Origin of the sequence: Yersinia similis (assembly GCF_001053095.1) — a bacterium.
Taxonomy (GTDB): Bacteria; Pseudomonadota; Gammaproteobacteria; order Enterobacterales; family Enterobacteriaceae; genus Yersinia; species Yersinia similis.
Genome location: NZ_CGBP01000026.1, coordinates 16,317 through 37,120 on the forward strand (window position 1 = coordinate 16,317; position 20,804 = coordinate 37,120).

Genomic DNA, 20,804 nt, shown 5'->3' on the forward strand with positions numbered 1-20,804 from the left:
TCACTTTCCTTTCAGTGTCGCTTTTACCCAGGCTGTCTCAGCCAGAAAACAGCGAAACTCACCGCCTTCAGCGTGTGACACGCGTTGTTCTCGCAGTTGCCAGCGCCTGTACTCGCATATCAACGCTTGTGTAAAACCCCATGCAGAGACAGACAGCAACGCCATAGAAAAAACACTGGCTTTGATCCAAACAATGAGGGGGAGTTGGGGAGCGTTAATCAGCAATAGGGCCATCAGTGCCAGCATCAACATCGCCGGAACAAACCAGACAAAACGCCATATCCTTTTTTGCGTTAAAAATCGTTTGTCCAATTGAGCTGGCGTTTGGCCACTAGCCTTGACGGCTTCTTCCCAGTTCAGTAACGGTAGCGCTACTTCCTGATCCTTCTTTCCCTGATGAATATGCCGTATTCGGTCAGCCATCGATATCCAGGGGCGAGCGGTAATCTGAGCGATCTTTAGCGTTTCGGCTATCGGGATAGCTATATTCAGTGCGCCAGTCAGCCAACCGGTCTTTTGGGCTAACTTTTTGCTTTCATCGAGCGGGAGAAGAAGATTGGCGGCCTGATAGGTACGTTTCATTGCGCGTTGTTTTGGTGTGACAGGTGTTTCTTTATCCATTACGGCTTACCCCTGCGCTAACCTGCTGTAGTTTCTGTTGTAATAGCGGTCGGAATTCCTGTGCGCCAGCGATACCCAATTGTTGGCCAGAAAGGATATTGCCTTCCTGAAGCTGCTGTTTAATCCCCAGTAATAACCAGTTTTGCAGGTTCTGAACCTTGATTGATTCACGCATTAGGTTATCGTCCTCCATGTCTTGCAGGTCCGTCAGATAGTCGGTATTGGCGTACCGACGTCCAACTTCAAAGGACTCAAACTCCCGCTCAGACATGGAGTGGGTCCTCCGGGCTTCAGGAGAGGCGTTCTGGTCGAAATAGGCAGCGGCTGACGGTGTCAACAAGGCTTCTTTCAATACTTCTTTGGTCTGAGGATTGGGCTGGCTGGCCGCAATCATGGCCAACTGCGGTTGCGCGGCAGCGGACTGGATCCCCTTATGTTGGTTCATGATGCCGATATATTGTTGGCCAGAGGCGGTCTTAACCTCACCTTTGCTAAGCTGTTGGCCTGCAGAACGCTGTGAGGTATTTTTCATGTACATCATGGCGGCATCCGTTTGTTCTTGAGTGAATGTCATGTCGGGTGCCTTATCGGGTTTACCTGCACCGTAGAGAATTGACCGGATATCAGTATCCCCCCCAGGTAAATCAGAGACCTGCTGGCACAATGCTGTCCCCCCGTAAGCCGCAAAATCTGAGGCGCTACAGTAGTTGGCGTGGATAGATGCAGACCGGAACTGCTCTTGTTCAAGCGGAACGGCCGGAGCGCTGACCGCGGTTTGAATAGCCTTGTTTGCTATTCCACTTCCCCCGGCTAATTGCCCTTCCATCGAGCGGGAACCGGCGGTCACTTGAGTTGCCATCCCCGAGGCTGAATCACTGCAAATACTGTCAGGAACGGAATAGCTACGCCGAGCGGTCTCCAGTCGCTCGGTTTTACGGGCAAACGTCTCATAATCACGCTGGGTTTTTGCGGTTTCCTCAATCATTGCCGCCAGTTTGTCACTGTTAGTATTGATGGCGGTCCCGATTTGAAACTGAGTGGCCGCGATATCCGCCAGGGTGGTATTGATGGCCATCAGTTGTGGTCCAATGACTGTTTCTACGGGGATGCTGCTGGTAATTTCGACTGGCATGGCATAAGCCGCACCGGTGCTACACAGCGAGAATGCTGTGGCGATCAGTGTTTTTTTCATGGGGTTCCTTACAAACGAAAGCCGCGTGAGGCAATAAGTTCGTCAGCCAGTCGGCGAATGATATTGGCGTGGTCGTTTTCCCCAGCCTGCTTTTGCCTCAGCTCAATGAGTTTTTCAGCACTGCCGGTAGGAAAGTTTTCTGCCAGGATTTCGCGAGCAGTACGGCCATCGAGCTGTTCATACATCAGGTTACGAAGTGCGCTGTCTTTAGGCGTTGAGTTAAGCGCCCAGAGTTCGCGGGGACCGACGGTGTTTTTGAGGATTTGGGCAATACGGCCCACTTTGGTTTTAAATACCGCCAGAAAGCTGGTACCACTGCCATCCGCTGCAGCGCCTTTACTGCTGTTCATAAAACGCCGGATGGTGGCTGGAGGGACCTGAAAATGCTCTGTTAGGATCTTTGCGTCTTCCGGGCGAATACGCATTAGGTAAAGTGAGTTTGCGGATTTCAATAAGTTTTCGGGGAAATCAGACAAGTATTGCGATGACAAAACGGTACGAATTGCAAACTTACGTTGTTCACGGTCCTGTGTTTCCAGTGCACTGAAAATGAAAGGTACTTTCTGAGCATTGTGCAGTTCGTCATAACCTTTGGTTTTGAGCTCCTGGTCCAGTTGCTCAATCCTCGCCAAATGGAAATCTTTGTAGTGCGGGTTAATTTTACTGATCAGTTCATCAGCGTATTGCGGCAGAATGTAATCTCCCGATGCCACCTGACCGGCAAACAAGTACATAATACCGGTTCGCAGATGGCCCTCATCGGAGTCATCCCCCATCACGTTGTTGAGGTCAATGGCCACGACCCGGGTATTCGGGTTTAAAGCAAACTGAGTGCGGCCTGATAGCATGCGGTACTCTGTCCCCGCTTGGGTTAAGCAGCGGGATATGTACTCCAGCAACGGTTCTTGTGAACCATCGCGATTAACCTTCCCGAAAGCACTGCGCACATCGTCATGATTGAGCCAAATTTGCAGGTCTGAGAGTTCGGGAACGGCCTGGTATTGTGCTTTCATCGCTTCTGCAATAAACCCCTTTTCAAACAGCATGTCGCGTACTTCATACCAGGAAAATTCTTCCCATTCATGGTTTGAGTGTAGTGAGCGTAATCCGCTGCTGACGAGTGCAGTATCTACGCTTGGTACCCAAGATGGGGCATATCGAATAGGGCTCTTTTCGGCATTATTCCGGTAGGCTTCATCGATAACCCGCCCGAGGATCTGACGAGTATCCTTGGGATTGGGTGGATTTCCCTTGCTGGGGTCAATACACAGCGCATAGAGAATGTTTATTAACCAGGCACGCTCAGGTATCAAAGGATAACGAGCACCCAGTTGGATATCGAACGGATTACGGCAATAATGGGCATCATTTTGCAATACGATACCGACTGCTTCATCCTGGCGTTCTGGTGAAAGGCATTCACGGATCATCCGTATCAGCCCTTGTGCGCCGTAACCTTTATCTATCACACTGAGGAATGGCAGGTGTGTTTGACCGTTAGTGATGACTACTTCGTTTAGTACGTTGATTAATACAGACTTACCGGAACCCGGTTCACCGGCTGCGATTTCAGTGTGTTTCTCTTGCAATGAACTCCCCAATCGGACGGGAAATAATTTACCGTCTAATGTCAACCAAACGACATTGGCATCGTTAGTCCAGGGTGTAGCAGGACGTTGCAGCGGTAGCATTGCCAGTGCAGCGGACAACGGAGGGAACAGCAAGTTGGCCCCTCCTGCAGTAGCCGCACCTACAATTGAATTTACCCATGCCCGTAAAGGATCACCAAACGTCCGTGTGACCTCACACACTCCCCATGACTGAAAGGCTTTCTGCAACATGGTGATGTTGCGCTTCACATCGGATTCGGTTTCTGCCCAGGTACTGGCGGAAATGGTCATCACACAGGTCGGGTCATTCTCATTGTTTTTGGCCAGCCATTCTACGGACTCATAGATAGGGCGAAGAGAGGAAATAACGGCCAAAAAACCGAGCGCGGTCCGTTTTTTCCCCAAGATCTCTTGCCCGCCAGGCATCAGGTCAAAACGTACTCTGAAGGGGACTTTACGGTTCACTTTATTAAACAGTTGGGTAAACGTCTCCGGCTTTTGTGGGCCAAGAGTGACCGCTAAACTGGTGTGCCACATGCCATCGATTTCAACCAGATTGCCCTGAGTGTTCGTTTCCTGAGAAAACAATTGATAATTCAGGTGGGGAGCTAGCAGGCCGGAGAAGTCGTCCCCTTTTGGGCTCCCATGGGGGAACAGCACATCACCGGGTAAAAATGGACGCCAGTCAGATGCCGTGCCATTACGGTCAACTTCTTCCCGGATACTGAACCCGACTTCATGTGCGTCCATCAGGCGTAACAACACGCCCTGACCATCAGTAGAAAAGTCACTTTGTATCTTACTGACCAGGGCATCGTGTCTCATTTTCAGGCCTTCGAGTCGATACAACTCTGGATTCTGGCCATAACGTGCAACGGGAGCCCCTTCAAGCTGTTTGTTCAGTCGCTTTTGGTCGCTCTTTAATTCGGCTCCCGGGAGAGAAATCAATCCGGTATAGACAACCAGGAAGGCCCGTTCGCGAGCGGCGTAGGGCGTCAGTTTGTCGATTTTCTCTTGGATGATGTCGTCAATATCGATACCCAACCGACGTATAGCCCGGAATTGTGGTGCAAACAGGCGGTTTAACTCTTCGCGTGCTTTACCTGGATCTCGCTCAAAGACAAAACTGAGTTTATGGCCCAATGTTTTGAACTCACTGGCAAGCGAGGTATGAAGGCGTGATATGTAGTGATTGAAAGAATAGGTGTTCTCTTTTTTCTCTGTTTCCGTGAGGGCATTCTGTTCGTCAAACTCACAAAATGCGCCCTGAATTTCATACACGCTGGCGTAATCACCGGGGTGAGTGACAAAAATATATGGGGCTTGCAGTTCGGGTCGTAGAGCCCGATCTTCATCGGTTAAACCGAGGGTGGTCCGCAGGTCGCAATAGGCCGTAAAGTCACGGCCTAGCGTGTAGCGAGACGTGTTGGCAATGGCCGATTCAACCGCACTCAGGATTTTTTCAACGATCATATTATTTGTCCTTTGCCAGATGCTTTTGGTACAAAACGGTCCAACTGGCGGTGTCTGATTCAGGTTTATTGCCAGCAAAGATGCCCTTTCCTGTGAGTTTTTTGGGATTAAGGATAAGGGCCAGATGACGCCAACGAGCTTGTAATTCAGAACGTTGCTCTTTATCTACTTGCAACAAAGCTTCTCCAAACTCACCGGGATGGGATGTTCCCCAAAAACGTTCGACTTCTTTTTTATGGGTTCCCAGCCAGTTGATGACGGCTTTTGCCTCTTCCTGATAGACAGCGTCACCCGATTGCAGTGCATGAACAGCGGCTCGCTGAAGATGGTTTACATCTTCTGGCCGCAACTCAGGTAAATAAACGATATGCCCGGCATCTGCATCCAGACCCCCGATGTTCTGCCAGGCTTCACAAAGGGGGTCGACAACACTCAGATTGTTGGTGCTGTGATTGAGTGGATTGTTATCGACAAAGAACAAACGGTTATTTTTTGAGGTATAACCGCAGAATTCACAGTGGTGGTGACTGTTTTCTTGTGCCTGTCGGCGCAGTGAGGACGAGATTTTTTTAATCGGCTCCTGTCCCCAGGTTTGCTGCAAAATAGAAAAAACGAGCATAAGTCTCCCAGACAATTGTTGGTTTAGGTGACGTTGTAACAATGAGCGGTGAGCTTATTGAGGCGGGGTGTCAGTGCTGATAGGTTTATTGGATAAACAGATGACGGCTCTGACCGCCAGAATGCAAAATTCCCATGATAAGAAAGGTGGCCACAATCCCAGCAGGGATGATGACTAAACAAACAAAAGCCTGGGTTATAGAAAGCCAGGCTATCGCTAAAAAACGCATGGTTAGGACTCCAGATTAATCATCTCAAACCCCGCACTGATTTGTACGGGGCATTTATCATCAGCCGACACTGACCGGCTGGAGACCGGCCTGGCTTTGGCCACGCTTAATGAACTGGTCCAGAGCGATAAGGATGCAACCAATGCCAATTGAAATAGCAATGTGAGAGCCTTTGACATGCGGGTCATTCTTTTTACGGGCCCATAAAGCAATCCCGACGAGTACACACCCTATACCGGCCACCTGAGCCGCCTTCATCAGTCCGGGCTTAACGCTATAGATACCGTCAGTCATGCTATTGATCATGCCCGCAATATCATCATCAGCGGTCGCTGCCTGGGCGGTACATAACGTCACAATAAACACCAAACCCTGAACCATTTTGCGGCCTGTGCGCTCAGCGGCCAGACAGAGGCGAGTACAGATAAACAATGAAATGTGGTTAAGAACGTGCATAAAAACTCCTGATTTAAGAAAAATAAACATGAAAAACAACAACGGCGATGCGTAGGATTTTTGTTAAATCCTGATGTTACGCACGGGGAAAGTGGTCAGAATGAACTGCGTGTTAAGAGGCGAGTTGTGTTAACCCCGTATTACCAGGCGATTTTAACGGTATTCTGAAGTGCAGAAAGGAAGTAGGGATTACAGAGAAGTAAGATCCCTATCAATGCTTTGACGACGCCAGTAGAAACATCTTCACCTGCACTTAGCCCTGTATGGCCATCTATCAGCGAACGTTTGATCCGCTGTACCCCTTGATAGAAGTAAATTGCCCCCACGACTTGTAACAGCGTTAATACGGCGTTGATCGCCTCAGCTGCTGCCCCGTATTTTGCGGTGGATGCATAGGTAATCGCATCAAAAGTGACATCACCGAATCCCAGTTGGTGTGCGGTCGCGTTCATCATCTGTTTGAGTGCAATGAGCCCACCGCACAAAATAAGGAATGCCACAATCTTGCCCAGACTGGTATCCGAGCCGGTCATGTGGTTTTTGGGGCGAGTAACACGTACCAGATACAAGATAGCGCTGACTATCCCCATGATCAGGGCTAACGCCATGATGAACTTGATGCCGGATTGCGTGAGATTATTGGCCAGATTGACCAACATCTGTATCAGGTCATTATTCATACTGCCCCTCTCAGCGGATAATGCCGGCAGAGGTCTCAATCTGGCGCTTATCCGAATCAATCCTTTTGATCAGCACGTTACCCAGAGTATCGCCCTCACGAACGGCATAGGTGCTGCCTTGATGGGAAACCCACGCCATCCCTTGCCATAAAGTATTGATGCTGTAGCCCGATGTGCTGACCCGAGGTGTGCTCCGTGCCACACTTTTGGTTACTGTGGGTGTGGATGTTACGCTGGCTTTTGCCTGTGTGGCAGGCTGGGAACGAACACTTTCCAGTCGAATAGCCATATCGCCGAGTTGTTGCGCCAAGACTTTAACCTGCTTATCTGACGCATCCAGTCGGTCGGATATTGCCTGTATGGCCTCGCGGTTCTCTTCAGCATAAACGCGACGGGATTCAAGAACCGCTGCCATGTCTTTTTTAAAGCTGGTCAATGGGTCAGAAAATACAGAACTGCTGCGAACAGGCATGTCGGGTGAGGTATTGCCCTGGTAGGCTGATGACCACTCCGTTTGGTTCACCGGCTCCGGTGACGATTTTCTTTCGACAAACTGAGGCGCGGCTCCAGTGTCCTGACTTTGAGGCCAGACAATGTAAATTCCCCCTAATAGAATGAAAATGGCCAATCCGATGCATTCTACTTTTCCCAGACCAAACCAGCGCTTAGGGGGAGTTTCCTCCAACACCACGGAAGCTGCCTCGTCGTCTGAATCGGGGGCATCATTGTAAAGCGTGTCATCGTTTTCCCCATTATCGGGATGTATCTCGGGGGCGTTGAGACCAAAGATATCCGGTTTTTCCTGCTTCATTGTGTGGTCCTTCTGATTAACGATTGTCATAGCGCGGGGTGTACGGGCTCGGTGTTCTATTCAAGGTTGTTGGCTGCGCTGTTACCGGGGGCGACTGGGATGTGAGTTGGCGTGGTTGTGCCTGGGTTTGTTGCTGAATTTTTTGTTGGCCACTTTTGCTGCGAATATTATCACTCTGATAAACTCCGCCAATAAACTGGATAGCAATAACCTGATTGGGCTCAACAGTGGCTTGTTTTACCGGTAAACGGGCAGCATCACTGGCCATTACCTGGCCTGCCTGACTTCCGATCCCGCCTACAATCGTACCGGCAACCGCTGAACCATTGGGAGTACCGGTACTGGTTTGAATAATCCCCCCTTGAGGGGTAATGATGTTTTGTGAATTAGCCTGCTCATAAAGCTGACCCGTGCGGCCGATCCCCATCGCCAGCGCGGGTAAAATAATGCGTGAAAAATAGCGATTATTGACGTTACTGGCGACCGAGGATTGAAGCGTTTCATCGCTCAACGCATAGGCGTCGACCGTGTAGGTTTCGCCACCCCAGGCCATCCGGGTGAAGTGAATATTCACGCCGTCTCCCGCCAACTGAACGCTACTGGCATGCAACATTGCGCCCGCATACGGCCCAGCTGGGATGCGGGCGATAACTTGTGATCCCGGGTTATCGGAGTCGACAGCTGTTTCAATCACCCCCGGCGTTCGGGTATAAGGCGGTATCAGCTGGATATCAGGCATATTGCTGTCATCGAAGGATTGCCGGGAGGGAGCTGTGGGTGATGAGAGGCTTGAGGTCCACTGTGAAAATGCCCCCGATTGCCCCTCACCAGCAGCTCCCTCATTGCCTCCTGCCGCTGATGCCAGTTGAAACCCTACAGGGGACCAGTGTGAGTTCAACTCTTTTAGCAGTGAGTCGATGGCTTTCTTGCGGTTCTCACTGAAGGCGGGAACTTGTTGCTGTACTTGTGCCGCGCCAGCCGTCGTTGCCGGTGGCGTTTGATTCAGTATGACCGATTGCGGGGTGGTCAGTGTTTTGGCCCCAGCCCCTTCAGAGCCTTGACGGATTTGAGCAACAAAACTCTTCCCCTCCTGACGAGCTTTTGCTGCTTTTTCTGTGTTGTATTTCTCCAATAATTCCCGATATTCCGGGCTTTCTGTTGTTGTTCGCCCCGCATTGGTTGCCACTTTATTTATGTCATAAACAGACCGGGCTACGGGAGGGGAGTTTAACCAGCTGTAACCCAGATAAATCACACATAACGCGGTGATAACGCCGGTACCGATGATCGCAACAGATTTACGCGTATCACTGGCAGCCTCTTTTTCAATGATCATTGTTTACTCCAAATGGATGGTCAAAGACTCAGTGCGGCCCATGACAGAGAAGCTGACATAGGGTGTTAAGGGGAGTTTCCAGAGATAAGTGCCATCAATAGAGGATTGGGTCTCCTCAAACTCATCACGGATCTCACTCCTAGAACGGATATAAAGGTCATCACCCAATTGCCAGACGGTGGTTGCTGCCACATTGCCGGTGGTTTTTAGTCGTTTAGCGTCTTTAGGGGGAATACCGTCTAAAAATGACTGTAATACTGTGTTGTAGATACCAATTTTTGTCTCAGGTTGAGCCATGGCTTTAGCATCAGGTCCCCGCATTGGAATGCGCAGGTCCAGACGACTGTCCATAATCTGTGATGTTGATTTGTCGTCGGGTTCACCACTGGCCAGATTTACCACGACCGGCACCGACAAACCTTCCAAGTAAACAGTGACATTGCCGGTGTCATATCGGCGCATTGCCTGCACAGTCATGATGGCGCTCCCGGCGATGTACTCCACTTGAAAACCGGCACTGTTGGAGTTGTAAGGTGGCGCACCCAATTTCCAGGGGGCACCGGTACTGTCGGAGAAAGTGACACTGCTGCTCTGATTCATGGCGGTTCGCAGAATAGGAATACTGGATCCGGGAGACAGATTCACGGTTAGCGAACTGATACGCGGGACCGCAACTGTGGGCTGATAAGCTCGGCCACGACTGGCATCATCGGCTGATCTGTTGAGCTGTTTTATTTCCTCCCCCGTGAGAGGTGTCGCTTGATCTTGTGCATAACTGAGCGCCGCTGATGGTGTAGGCAACGGTGATTTTGCCTGTGGTTCTTGAATGGGCGATGGTGCGGTAATGGCGGGCGCGATGGCGGTTGGTGCAGCGGGCTTATGTGCTGAGGTGGCAGGTTGCCAGCCTCCAGGGCTATCAGCGGCAAAGGACTGACCTGCAGACAAGCAGGCAAGTAAGCAAATGTGGAGAGTTTTCATGGTTTATATCCCATTATTGAGGTTCTAACGTCACCAGTTGAGTGACCTCTAAACCGTCAGGTTTATCTGTGACGTCAGCACGTTGGATAAATACTGAGAAGATGAATCTCTGTGCCGGAAGTGAGTTGGTTTGCCCTTCCAGCTTTAGGGACACGGGGTACTGAATTTCCCAGGCATAGACCCCATTATCGAGTAGCCCTTTGGTCCTTACGACGCCGGGTTCAACCGAGGGAGACAGGTTCATTTTCTTACCGGTTATTGAGCTCAGTACGTTGGACGCCGTTAATGCGTTGTAGTAGCTGATATATCCTTCTCTTGAGAATCGGTCAGAGACAGCGTTCATTTGTTGCTTGTAATGGACAAAATCGAGTGTGAATGCTTTACGGATGGTTGCCGCACCAAATTCAGTGACTTCATCCTGGCTATACGCGGGTTGGTCTGTGGGGAAAATTTCCACAACCCTTCCATTTACCGTGGCGAAGTATTTAACCGGAGGATGTGCCACTTTCCAGCCCAACCCGAGGATAACGATCAGTGAGATCAAGAGAGCAGCACTTAACATGATATTCAGTTTCAGGGCGCTACGGGCAACACTGGCACCCAGTTGATTTTGTTGATGTAACAGGAATGCGGCTTGATAGGGTGCGGGCACACTGTTGCCCGCACCGGCAGGGCCGGGACGTTTTTTCATTATCAATGACCTCGGACAGGAGACTTCCGGCTAAGAACGTGCGGCCGTAGTTAGTTGAGATTGAATGGCGAGCTGCTATTAGTCGTCGGGGCGGCGCTGCGTGAAACCTGAACTGAGGTTGTAGGGATAGAGTAGTCTGACACACTCAAATCTCCCCAAGGGTCAATATTGCTGGGTATATAGTCAGAAATTTTGTCGCGGGCAGCGGCACAAATCTTGTCTTTTATCCCATTCAAAATATCGGCCAAATTAGGGAACGTCGGCATGGTTATTGACGTACTGATATCCCCGAGACATTGCTGGAGTGCATCAGTTGCCTGATTCTCTCGTTCTGACCAGGCATCAGCTGCTTTCTTTGCTCGGTCATATCCCGACTGACTGCCCACTTGAGCGGCGCTGTAAGCGCGACAAATTGCGGCCTGACTGGACATAGTGGCTGTCAGCAACAGAGCACAGAGCAGTAAATTGCACGATTTTTTCATGAATACCTCTACATTCCCGGGCGAGGGGAATTGTCGGGTCTGACTAGCGGTTTATTTTCTGCTTTTACGATGGCGTCAGAGACTGGAGTTACTGGGGTAAACCGTTTCGTAAAACCCAGTTTTTTATGCAAGACCGCCTCCATTTTTTCGGGACTATCCAGCTTGGCGACCACTTTTTCGTTGTCACCGCTTAGGCGAAAAACAAAAGTGTTATACGCGACTACTGCCCCGCGAACCTGGTTGACTGCATTACCATGACCGATTGGCCTTAAGCCATCGGGTTCGACAATATTGAGAGTCAAATAGCGTGAGCCATTTTCTCGTGTACAAAGCTGGCCAAGAACATGCTGATACTCCCCTTTATGCAAAACAATGCCTTGCAGGTAGTCTCCGTGCGCTTTTACCAACTGTAAGGATAACTGGCCATCAGGCAGATACCCTGTCATGACAGGCGTTCCGCTGTCTTGGCTGGCTACCGGTAGTTTTGCTGTTTGTGGATTGCCATGCTGGGCCGCACCACGGCCATCGGGTTGTAACCAGAGCAGGGCTGAATGGTTCGTGAGTAGGGGTAATGTTATTCCACTGGCTGCGATAACCGTTTGTTGAACCTGTTGGAATGACGCCATGTCATAGGCCAATAATGACGCCGGAGGAAATGCCTGCTGACGGTCGGGTACCAGAAGGCGATTATCAATGGCAGACTTCACTTCCCACTGATTGCGCATGGCGTCAATTTTCTCCCAACGAAGTATTTTTCCCGTCTCTGTGTCCTTCACCGGGGAGTTTACGGTAACAGGCTGTTGGCCAAGACAACGTAACGAAATGATATCGCCGATATTCATACCGCTATCGGCTAATGCCCCGTTAAGTTCCTTGCCCCAAATGACTTTTTCACCGTCAGCAGTCCGCATTTTTACGTGGTAACTCATGCTGTTGGTATCATCAAAATTGTAAGGTGCCTCGCCATGCGCCAGCAATTTACCGGTTAACCCTGCCGTTTCAGGTTGAGCCGCGTCTTGTTGAGGTCGCGGTTGAGATTGAGGTGGGAAACCCATATTGCCGGGTGCTTGCACTGTCGGTGCCTGAGTTTGGGGATTTACGCCAGGTACCGCTGACGTCGAAGGTTCCGCCTGATTGGCTGGTGTCAAAACAATACCGTCAACAGATGGCGTTGATACGGATGTATCATTACGCTGTTGTGCCAGTAATTTATGCGCTTCATCCAACATCAATTGTTGTATTGGATTTTTCAGCACCAGTTCAAGATTGTGTTCGGCAATCAAATTTATGGCGCGTTGTTTAAACTCGTCGCTGCCGGTGAGTTCAATTTTGCCATGATAATGTTGTCTGGCGACGAGGAGGGCGGCCAAGACCAACGTGACATTCTGGCTGGCTTCGGGGGTCGCCATGGTGATGTGATTGCCATGATCGACAAAAGCCCGTACCCCTTCATAAAAATAGACAACAGTATTGCCTTCGTACTCATGGGTGACATTTTGAAGCAAAGCATCAAGGTTAACCGGTATTGCTCGTCGAGGTTGGTCATTTTCAGCACTGTCAACTGGGTCTATATGAATACTGTTATCAACTGATTTATTTTGAGGTTGCTCACTGCTGGTCATCTTTTCTGGATGTGATTCGTCTTCTGGCGGGGTGTCATTAACATTAAGCATTGAGGCGAATGAGGCTGGCTCAGCGCGGGTATCATCTGGCGTAGAAGGTTTGGCGTGTTTGATATCAATTTTCTGACTGAGAATTTCACGCAGTGACTCTTCGAGAGCAATGCTTGGCTCTTCAAAACCTGCACTTGTAGTGTAACTATCTGAACTCATCCAGTAGTTACGAAGTCCAATACTCTTTTTGCTGAGTAGATCAATTTCTCTCTGCAGGCTGGCGACATCCAACGTATCAGCTTTGTTCATTAACTCGTTGAAATTTGATGCCAGTTCTTCAAATGCCGTTTCAAAACTAGCCGTAGATTTATCATCATGTGGTATCACAGGGGCTGGCGAAATCTCCGTCTGCGTTATGTCTGCTTCGGATATGACCTCCGCTGACCCTACCGGAACATCGGTTTGTTCTGGCTGGCTGACGATTTCAGTGTGAACGCCCCCTGTTTTTTCGACATGTTGCGTGGTATCTGTTGCGTCTGCATCAGGTGGCAGTGAACTCACTATTCCTGGTTCATTTTCAGCGTAAATTGGTGCTATTTCTGCATCAGATGCTGCAGGTGTTGCTTCAGCAGGTGCTGATACAGCTTCTGCCGCATCGCTGCTGTTCTGCCCGAGAACGTGATTTTCACTTTCCGGGGATGGTGAAAAAGACTCCTGCTGCATATAAGCCGCATATTCTGCAATATCAGCGGGTTCCGGTAGTTGCTCTTCAGGATCGTCCTGTCTTAGGTGGGTGTCTGGCATGGAATGTTCCTCTGTGAAGGTCTGACGCCAGTCAGGGAGTAAAGGGTCAAGAACTGGAGACAGCTGGTCGCGCACGGCATCAAGTCCCCGTGATGAATGAATGTCGTTGAAATCGCTGAATGAACCGGTGCCGGCGAATGCCCGTGCGCGTTCGCTTTCAGTAAATTGCGGGATGATATAAGTGCCATCAATAGCCGCTGCGGCCTCCCGGGCTTTATTGAGTCCTTTGTTATCGGTTTTCGTGAAGTCATCTTCGCCAAGGATGATGTGGGCCGTAACGGGGTAAAGTGCTTTAAGATTTCGTGACACTGTCACCATGTTTCCCGCGTCGACCGTCATCACTACCGGAATGCCGGTGGCCTGATGCAGGCTTGCCGCAGTGGCATATCCCTCGGCATAGAGAATGGGAAGTTGTGGACGTAGTTCGCCGCCAACGACGAAGAAATTACCGGTCTTCTCGGCATCCTTCTTCAGGTTTTTGGTACCGTCTGGCTTGATGTACTGCAGCGTGCGGAGCTCGCCATCGCTGTTTCGCAGTGGAATGACCAGATTGTCATAGATATCCAGTCTGACACCGCTAGCAGCCGACACACCTTTACGTGAAAGGTAAGCGTGAGTATCCGGTGCAGGAGGCATTTTCGACCATTGGCGAGTCAACGTTTTCGCTATCCGCGTATAGTCTGTCCGGTCTTTCAACTCCCGATCCCAACGCTTCTGGGCCGCCAGTGCACGCTGTTTCAGCGACCCAGCTGGGTCATACTCATAACTCCCGGTGGATGTCCAGTTCACCTTTCCTTCGCTTGCGCGGTGATTCTGGTACCAGCCAGCAGGACGGCCATCCATGTAACCCTGATACACGCCGGATTTGCTGCCTGCTTTATCACCTTCCGTAGCAACCCGGTGCCGTTTGCCATCCATCTCCGGCAGGCCATTATCGGGCAGAACGAACCCTGCCTCGCTTAGCTCCTGTGCAAACTCATCAACGGGTGTCAGGTTTTCCGCGACGGTTTGTATCTGTCCTGTGACGGTGTTTTCCGGCAACCAGGCCTTAACTTTCTCAAGGTCCGCTTCCTCCTTCGCAAACCAGAGTTTTTGTGACCTGTCGTATTCAAGGGGATAGCCCCCATCCGGAAGCCGGCCCGCTGCACGCAGCGCGTCCTTTTTGTTATCCGGCATAATGGTGAGATAAGTACGTTTCTGCATTGCCATGTTCCTCTGTTATTCAAAGAATTTGCGATACCACCATGGGCGACCCGTAATGGGATTGCCCCGCATCAAATGGATAACTCGCTGGGTTAGAACCGTCAGGGTGTAGCCGAAATACGCGAGGATCTTGAAGACGATGATGATCGTGGTGCAGATATACAGCGTCATTAATGACGGCCAACGGAACCAGGCGAAGTAAATCGTTAATAACAACGCCGGAATACCGTAAATGGTCAATGGCCGTGATGCATCCCGCCAGAGCGAGACTTTCATAGGTTCTCCTTATATGAGGTAAATATGGGGGTCAGACAGGTAGGGTTTCTAACGTCAATAGCTGGCTAGGGCTGACAACGGTGAGCATTTCTACGCGATCAATACGACCTTCCTGATATAAGCGCCAGGCAGCATCGATGATGGTGGCTTGCTTTGACTGGAGATGATTGTCAATCCAGTTACCCCAGAGGGTGTAATTCAAACCGGCCAGTTCATGACGAATTTCTTCATTAAAGACCAGATATTCCCTGATGGCCTGACGTTTACCGTCAGTAGTACGTAACAGCCGTTGCACCACAATAACCTGAATAACACCGAGAATATCTCGGGCCGCCGCTTCTCGCATTTCCGGGGGGAACATCAGAACGGCACGTGGGATCGTTTCGCCCGGGGAATGAGTGTGCATGGTAGACAAACATAAATGCCCTGACTGACCACAGGCGATGGCGCCGAGAATGGTTTCCAGATCACGAATTTCCCCCACACCAATCAAATCCGGTGCTTGTCGTAGCGCCAGACGTAATCCTTCCGCAAAGCTGGGAACATCTCGACGAATTTGGGATTGAGTCGGTGGTAACACGTTATCGGGTGTCGCGAGAATGTATTCTATTGGATCTTCGAACGTGACAATTTTTCTATCAGGGTATAACCGTCCACAATACTGATAAATTGACGCAAGAAGGGTTGATTTACCTGACCCCGTCTCACCGCACACCAGAATAAGGCCTTTGTGTGGGAGTAGATTGAGCTTTAACTCATCTTCCAAACCCAGCGTTTCTAAAGTAGGGATGACAGTGGGGAGGATTCGGAGTGTAACGGCCGTAGTCAGTTCTTGCCGGCCAATCGTCGCTTGAATAAAATTGGCTCGAAACCGCAGGCGCTCGCCTCGATTCAATCCATAACGTTGATTCGCATCCCCATCGAGCTGAAGAGGCCGGTCAACCCCTTTGCCTGATTTGACCATCGCTTTTACTTCTGGTGTAAATACCTCATCAATCCATTTGGTTAGCTGGGCATCTTCGACGCGAAACTCACTGACTTTCAGTAAACGACCAAATCGACTCACAATGATGTGATTACCGCCCTGCAAATGAATATCCGAAACATCATTTCTCGCACACCAGGTAAAGAAATTGCGCAAGCTATCAGCGGTAAGTCCCCCAGAGAAATCAAAGGGAACAAGCATTTTGTCCGACATGGCGCTATTTCTCCTGTGTGATAACAGGTTGCCAATGGGTTTTATCAATGTCGAAGCCAGCACGCTCTTTCAATCGTTTCACTTTGTCGCCGATCATCAATTGGTCACGGGTACCAGTGACTGTCTGCTGTTGTTCGGTGATCCGTGGTGCTTTTATCATTCCTTGTTGTAGCAATGTCGAGTATTGCAACATGCCGGCATAATCGCGGGTCAATCGGCTAAAGTTAGCCTCCAGAGTGTTATCTGCACTCTCTCGCCCCTCAGCCCATCCCTTTTCAATCGCTTGCCGCCATACAGTTCTTTGTTGGCCGTCTTTAGGATGAACGCTGGATTCTGGCAATGCAGTGCGCCCGGTATTGAGCCCCGCCAGGAGATACTGTCTCCATCCCGGGGGGTTACTGACAAAACGTTCCGGCACCACAATTTTATATACGCTGGTTGCCGTGCGTATCTGGTCCGGGGTGATGTGTGCAATATCTTTTGAGGCAGCGATGACAGGCGGTAACCAACCCTGGCGAGTAATGAGGGGACGAAAGTCATACACGGTGTTTAGAGTGCTCTCTTTACTGATCAGTGCTGTTTGTAGCTCCCATGCACGTTGCGCTTTCCCTCCGCGAAAACCGACGGTGCGGCCAGCTTCTGTCAACATCTGATAGACCGTGTCACTCATTCCGTTACGACTGTTATCTGATGGACTCAGATAAGCATCCATGCCTGGAGGCGGGGCCGGTTCTTCTACCGCCAGTGCGGGAAGGGCGAACAGTATGACGGCAGCGAATAAAGTCTTTTTCATGCAAGACGCCCCTCTTTATCGGGTAAAGAGAAATGCAGATGTAATTCAAGGGATTGCTGTTTGAACGTTGCTCTCCAGCCAATTTGCGTCTCTAGCTGACGTAAAATATTTTCAAAGGTCACTTCGCGTACATGAATACTGACTGGCAGGGGTAAACGGACTCCACTGTAAGCAAATGTGAGACCACGTTGACGGGCTAATTGTGCCAGGAGTTCAACGGCATCCCCCTCCCAATCAACTGAAAGTCGCTGACTGTTTGCTGTGATACTGCCAGGAATATGAGGTGCTTTCTGGTTTAATGCGCCCTTCAGGTACAGATCCTGTTGTGTAGCTTGAAGCTGAGCGGTATTGGCTGATGCGAGTTGTGGCGGGGGCGTAGGGTGGTCGGCCTGGCGGGCATGACAACCAGACAGCAAAAAAAGGCCAAAAGAGGCCAAATACGATAATTTCATTATTGAGGTTTCCTAATAGCGTGAATATCGGAGATAGGGTGATACGAGGGGTCAGGACGTCAAATCTATACGGACATCGCTGGTGTTGTGATAGGCACTGTTCGCCAGTGTTACCGTGATCCGACTGTTTGATTTTACATTGACGGCCAGTTGTTTTTGAGCGACACCGAAATTTTGGTAACCCCAGTAATGGCCGTTACTCCCGCTTTTATTAACCTGGATACGGGTACTGACTACGCCAACCAAGCCTCCGTCTACGTACACATTAAAGTCAGCTGAACCGGTATGAGAACCATCGGCGGGATTAAACAAGCTGGACACGGTGACGAGTAAAACCTTATATGACCCGTTTGATACGACATCTAAGTTATTGACGCCAGCACGCGACATTCCGCCGCCGCCGATACTGGTCCATATTCCTGCCTGGCAGAAAAGAGGGGCACCTTCTGTATCGCGGGTTAACGTCCCTATTTCACACGCCTGACCTGCTATCATCACTTTATTGAGTTGAAGAAATTCATCCGTGCCTAGACGGCCTTCTGCATGAACAGACCCGCCCCGCAATTGACCCCCGGTATAAATGCCTTTGTTATTAACGGTACGGATCCAATCGTTATCATTCATATAGAATCCACCGCCGTGCTCCTCATTCAACCAACCTTTTCCACTTTGTGTTATTAACCAACCGGTATTGCTTTTGATATCACCCTCCGCAGTGACTGTTTCACTGAACGTGCCGGTTTCGGCGTTAATATCTTTCACGTTGTTGAGATTATTCTTATTCAAATCGATATTGGTGTGCATTCGATTTAAGTCGGGACGCCCACCGACTTCATAACGATATAAACGGTCACTTTCTTGCGTATCAGTACCGAGAATATCAGAAGATAACCAGGTAAGCGGTCGACCAGACTCAGCCGCCAGCCCGAAGGTTGTCAGATTCTTTTCCCACCCCCCAACCGCGCCCACCGCAATGTTATCTGTCCACACATACCCGCCGGAGCCTTCAATTTTTAGCGCGATATAACGCAACGCCTTATAAGAGAATGTCTGACCTCCTTCAGTTAACACAAAGGCGACCAGTTTTCGATTAAACGCCGGGTCTCTGGCGATGGCGACCATGTATGTTTGGGCGGCTATATTTTGCAGAGAAAATCCGATAGGCAGATAGCCCTCTTGCTGCAATTGGGCTGAGGTCACCGTGACTGGCGTTCCGCCAGTGACCTGACTGACCAATGTGTCGCGATTGTCACGAATATAGCTTTTGGCTGCACTGCCGACGGTCGTCATATTGCTGGCTTCTACCCCCCATTCCATTTCTTCCATGTACTGGGTATAGCGGGGGTAAGCGTAAATAGCGGCGAGCATAATAATGACCAGCACAATCATTAACTCAATTGCCAGCACACCCTGATGAACGCTAACGGGCAAAGAATTCTGTTTTTTCATAGCACATAGCCTGTAAATGAAGGAATACCTGCCAATATGACCATTGCGAGGCAGAAGCAGATATAGGGTGCAAAGGGGATAAACTCCCGATTAACGAGTAAACCGGTGCGGCTGGCCAGCCATTGAACCGTGATGATCCCGAGAGCCATCAATGTGATGACAGCGGTGACAGGTAACGTCAACCAGATACTCAGACCGGCCAAAAGATAAACATCCCCCAGGCCAAAACGTTCCTTCCCGTATCTGTTGGCCATGACACGAAAGCCGTAGAGCAATGCCATCATGACCCCCCAGTCAACCAATGCATGACGGAAGGGTAGTAACGTATCAGAAAGCAGGGTAAACAACATGCCGCTAATGGTGAGGCTTAACGTAAAGGGGAGCGGTAGCCAGTGTCTGGCGATATCCAAATGTGTTAACACAACACACCATCCGAGTAAAATTAGGTCACGAAATACCGTTAATCTGGGTAATTCCTGATATTCGCCTCGTAGAAAAACCAGACTGGCCATTAATGCGAATAAGACGGTCATTACGCCGGAATAAGGCCATTTATCGGGAGAGCGACCTTCATTGTCTCGGATGAAATTGGCGGCTTGTTGGTGCAGGTCTCTGCCTATGACGACAAAGCCAATGAACATAACGGGTATTAACAGACATAACGTCAGTAATGTCATGACGGTCTCCGCACTAATAACTTGTTATAGATACCGTAGATACGTTTGGCGTACAGCATTCGACGTTGTTCATTATTGCCCGCGAACCCGGCGTTGTAGGAGCCGAGACAACTCCAGTTAACACCACAGGTCTGTAGATGTGTCGCCAGGATCCACGCGCCTATTTGTACGTTGAGACACGCGTTATTGAGCAAGTCTTCTTTAGACGTAATAACGCCCATTGAAACCAGTTTTGGAATATGGCGGGAGTTAATCTGCATAACGCCATAATCCGTGCTTATTGCTTTCCCCGCTTTATCGCGGTTTGTGTTGATTGCCCGGGGGTTCAGGCCACTTTCTTGTACTGCCATGGCTTCAAGCAACACAGGATCAACCTGATAGCGTTCTCCTGCCGCCTGAAAACAGAATGCACTGGCGTTCCCCGACAGGCTCAACAGCAGTGATATCAGACCCAAAACCAGCCCGATGCGCTTGTGTGATTTTTCCATATCTCAGCCCGTAAAAAGGGCAAGCTGTATAGCCTGCCCGGTCAGTGATGAGCACAGATGTGCTGTGAGTTAAGTCATGCTTTTGAATCTCAGCGTGTTGGTTCCGTTTGAACCGTTATCAGCCTGACACTGTGAACCGGCATTTGCAGCAGAGACGGCCCCTACGGTTGCAGAGCCGTTGATCGTGGTCTCTGATACCACGGTAGTTTGTGACATTTTTGTTGCGATGGTCACACAAGACTCCTGCGGTACACTCTCATACGTCAGTGAGAAGCCGGTGTTACTGCCGCCAGATGACGCTTCGGCTTGCACGGTTACAGCGCCACCCCAAGTGTTAATCACCGTCGCCGTGCCTGAGCTTTTATCACCGATGAGTGTCATGGAGTTTGGTACGCCACCGAACAGAACCAACGTACCGGTCATCGATGCCGCATTACTGAAGTCATACAGACCTTGCGTTTTCAGCAAGGTACGGGTTTGGGTCATGATCTCTTGTGCGTTACCGAGCTCCATTGTGGTGTCATTTTTGCGGAACAGACCGCCACTGTTGGAGAAAATGTAAATCACCATAATGACGATAACGGCCAGAATTATGACCATTTCAATGCTCAATACACCGCGATGGACACGGCGCGTCCGTGAAGCAACATTCTTCATTGGGTTTTCCTTAATT

At 50.0% G+C, this 20,804-nt stretch carries 20 protein-coding genes; all 20 read right to left on the minus strand.

Going from position 1 to position 20,804, the window contains the following annotated elements; all coding sequences use genetic code 11:
• Window positions 1–621: a conjugal transfer protein TraX gene (gene traX / locus AC971_RS16560; protein WP_025384532.1), complete on the minus strand. Its 621-nt coding sequence runs from the start codon at window positions 619–621 to the stop codon at window positions 1–3.
• Window positions 614–1,813 (minus strand): conjugal transfer protein TraW, encoded by a 1,200-nt coding sequence (gene traW, locus AC971_RS16565; RefSeq protein WP_025384533.1) that lies wholly within the window; start codon window positions 1,811–1,813, stop codon window positions 614–616. Before traW ends, traX begins: the two co-directional genes overlap by 8 nt.
• Before the next feature lie 8 nt (window positions 1,814–1,821).
• Window positions 1,822–4,896 carry a conjugal transfer protein gene (locus AC971_RS16570; protein WP_040118655.1) on the minus strand — a complete coding sequence of 1,025 codons (3,075 nt, stop codon included), beginning with the start codon at window positions 4,894–4,896 and terminating at the stop codon, window positions 1,822–1,824.
• 1 nt (window position 4,897) lies between these two features.
• On the minus strand, window positions 4,898–5,515 hold the full coding sequence (locus tag AC971_RS16575) for a hypothetical protein (protein WP_025384535.1): 618 nt from the start codon (window positions 5,513–5,515) through the stop codon (window positions 4,898–4,900).
• A gap of 289 nt (window positions 5,516–5,804) precedes the next feature.
• The gene (locus AC971_RS16580) at window positions 5,805–6,200 is read right to left on the minus strand and encodes a DUF6750 family protein (protein ID WP_025384536.1); all 396 of its coding nucleotides are present in this window, start codon (window positions 6,198–6,200) and stop codon (window positions 5,805–5,807) included.
• Window positions 6,201–6,340: 140 nt separating this feature from the next.
• On the minus strand, window positions 6,341–6,880 hold the full coding sequence (traQ, locus tag AC971_RS16585) for a conjugal transfer protein TraQ (RefSeq protein WP_025384537.1): 540 nt from the start codon (window positions 6,878–6,880) through the stop codon (window positions 6,341–6,343).
• Between the two features lie 10 nt (window positions 6,881–6,890).
• Entirely contained in the window at window positions 6,891–7,691 is an 801-nt protein-coding gene (gene traP, locus AC971_RS16590; RefSeq protein ID WP_025384538.1) for a conjugal transfer protein TraP, read from the minus strand.
• A gap of 16 nt (window positions 7,692–7,707) precedes the next feature.
• Window positions 7,708–9,027: a conjugal transfer protein TraO gene (gene traO, locus AC971_RS16595; RefSeq protein WP_025384539.1), complete on the minus strand. Its 1,320-nt coding sequence runs from the start codon at window positions 9,025–9,027 to the stop codon at window positions 7,708–7,710.
• Window positions 9,028–9,030: 3 nt separating this feature from the next.
• Window positions 9,031–10,005 carry a DotH/IcmK family type IV secretion protein gene (locus tag AC971_RS16600; protein ID WP_025384540.1) on the minus strand — a complete coding sequence of 325 codons (975 nt, stop codon included), beginning with the start codon at window positions 10,003–10,005 and terminating at the stop codon, window positions 9,031–9,033.
• Between the two features lie 13 nt (window positions 10,006–10,018).
• The gene (locus AC971_RS16605; RefSeq protein ID WP_025384541.1) at window positions 10,019–10,696 is read right to left on the minus strand and encodes a DotI/IcmL/TraM family protein; all 678 of its coding nucleotides are present in this window, start codon (window positions 10,694–10,696) and stop codon (window positions 10,019–10,021) included.
• Window positions 10,697–10,746: 50 nt separating this feature from the next.
• Window positions 10,747–11,178, minus strand: a complete 432-nt coding sequence (locus tag AC971_RS16610; protein WP_025384542.1) for a hypothetical protein — start codon at window positions 11,176–11,178, stop codon at window positions 10,747–10,749.
• Between the two features lie 8 nt (window positions 11,179–11,186).
• Window positions 11,187–14,798 (minus strand): LPD7 domain-containing protein, encoded by a 3,612-nt coding sequence (locus AC971_RS16615; RefSeq protein ID WP_025384543.1) that lies wholly within the window; start codon window positions 14,796–14,798, stop codon window positions 11,187–11,189.
• Between the two features lie 15 nt (window positions 14,799–14,813).
• The gene (icmT, locus tag AC971_RS16620; protein WP_025384544.1) at window positions 14,814–15,074 is read right to left on the minus strand and encodes an IcmT/TraK family protein; all 261 of its coding nucleotides are present in this window, start codon (window positions 15,072–15,074) and stop codon (window positions 14,814–14,816) included.
• A 31-nt stretch (window positions 15,075–15,105) separates the two neighbouring features.
• Window positions 15,106–16,272: a plasmid transfer ATPase TraJ gene (traJ, locus tag AC971_RS16625; RefSeq protein ID WP_025384545.1), complete on the minus strand. Its 1,167-nt coding sequence runs from the start codon at window positions 16,270–16,272 to the stop codon at window positions 15,106–15,108.
• A gap of 4 nt (window positions 16,273–16,276) precedes the next feature.
• Window positions 16,277–17,065, minus strand: a complete 789-nt coding sequence (locus AC971_RS16630) for a type IV secretion system DotC family protein (protein ID WP_025384546.1) — start codon at window positions 17,063–17,065, stop codon at window positions 16,277–16,279.
• Window positions 17,062–17,517 (minus strand): DotD/TraH family lipoprotein, encoded by a 456-nt coding sequence (locus tag AC971_RS16635; RefSeq protein WP_025384547.1) that lies wholly within the window; start codon window positions 17,515–17,517, stop codon window positions 17,062–17,064. Before AC971_RS16635 ends, AC971_RS16630 begins: the two co-directional genes overlap by 4 nt.
• 51 nt (window positions 17,518–17,568) lie before the next feature.
• The gene (gene pilV / locus AC971_RS16640; RefSeq protein ID WP_025384548.1) at window positions 17,569–18,966 is read right to left on the minus strand and encodes a shufflon system plasmid conjugative transfer pilus tip adhesin PilV; all 1,398 of its coding nucleotides are present in this window, start codon (window positions 18,964–18,966) and stop codon (window positions 17,569–17,571) included.
• Entirely contained in the window at window positions 18,963–19,643 is a 681-nt protein-coding gene (locus AC971_RS16645) for a prepilin peptidase (protein WP_025384549.1), read from the minus strand. The genes pilV and AC971_RS16645 overlap by 4 nt, the downstream gene beginning before the upstream one ends.
• On the minus strand, window positions 19,640–20,131 hold the full coding sequence (locus tag AC971_RS16650) for a lytic transglycosylase domain-containing protein (protein ID WP_025384550.1): 492 nt from the start codon (window positions 20,129–20,131) through the stop codon (window positions 19,640–19,642). The genes AC971_RS16645 and AC971_RS16650 overlap by 4 nt, the downstream gene beginning before the upstream one ends.
• A gap of 69 nt (window positions 20,132–20,200) precedes the next feature.
• Window positions 20,201–20,788: a type 4 pilus major pilin gene (locus AC971_RS16655; RefSeq protein WP_025384551.1), complete on the minus strand. Its 588-nt coding sequence runs from the start codon at window positions 20,786–20,788 to the stop codon at window positions 20,201–20,203.
• Window positions 20,789–20,804: the final 16 nt, after the last annotated feature.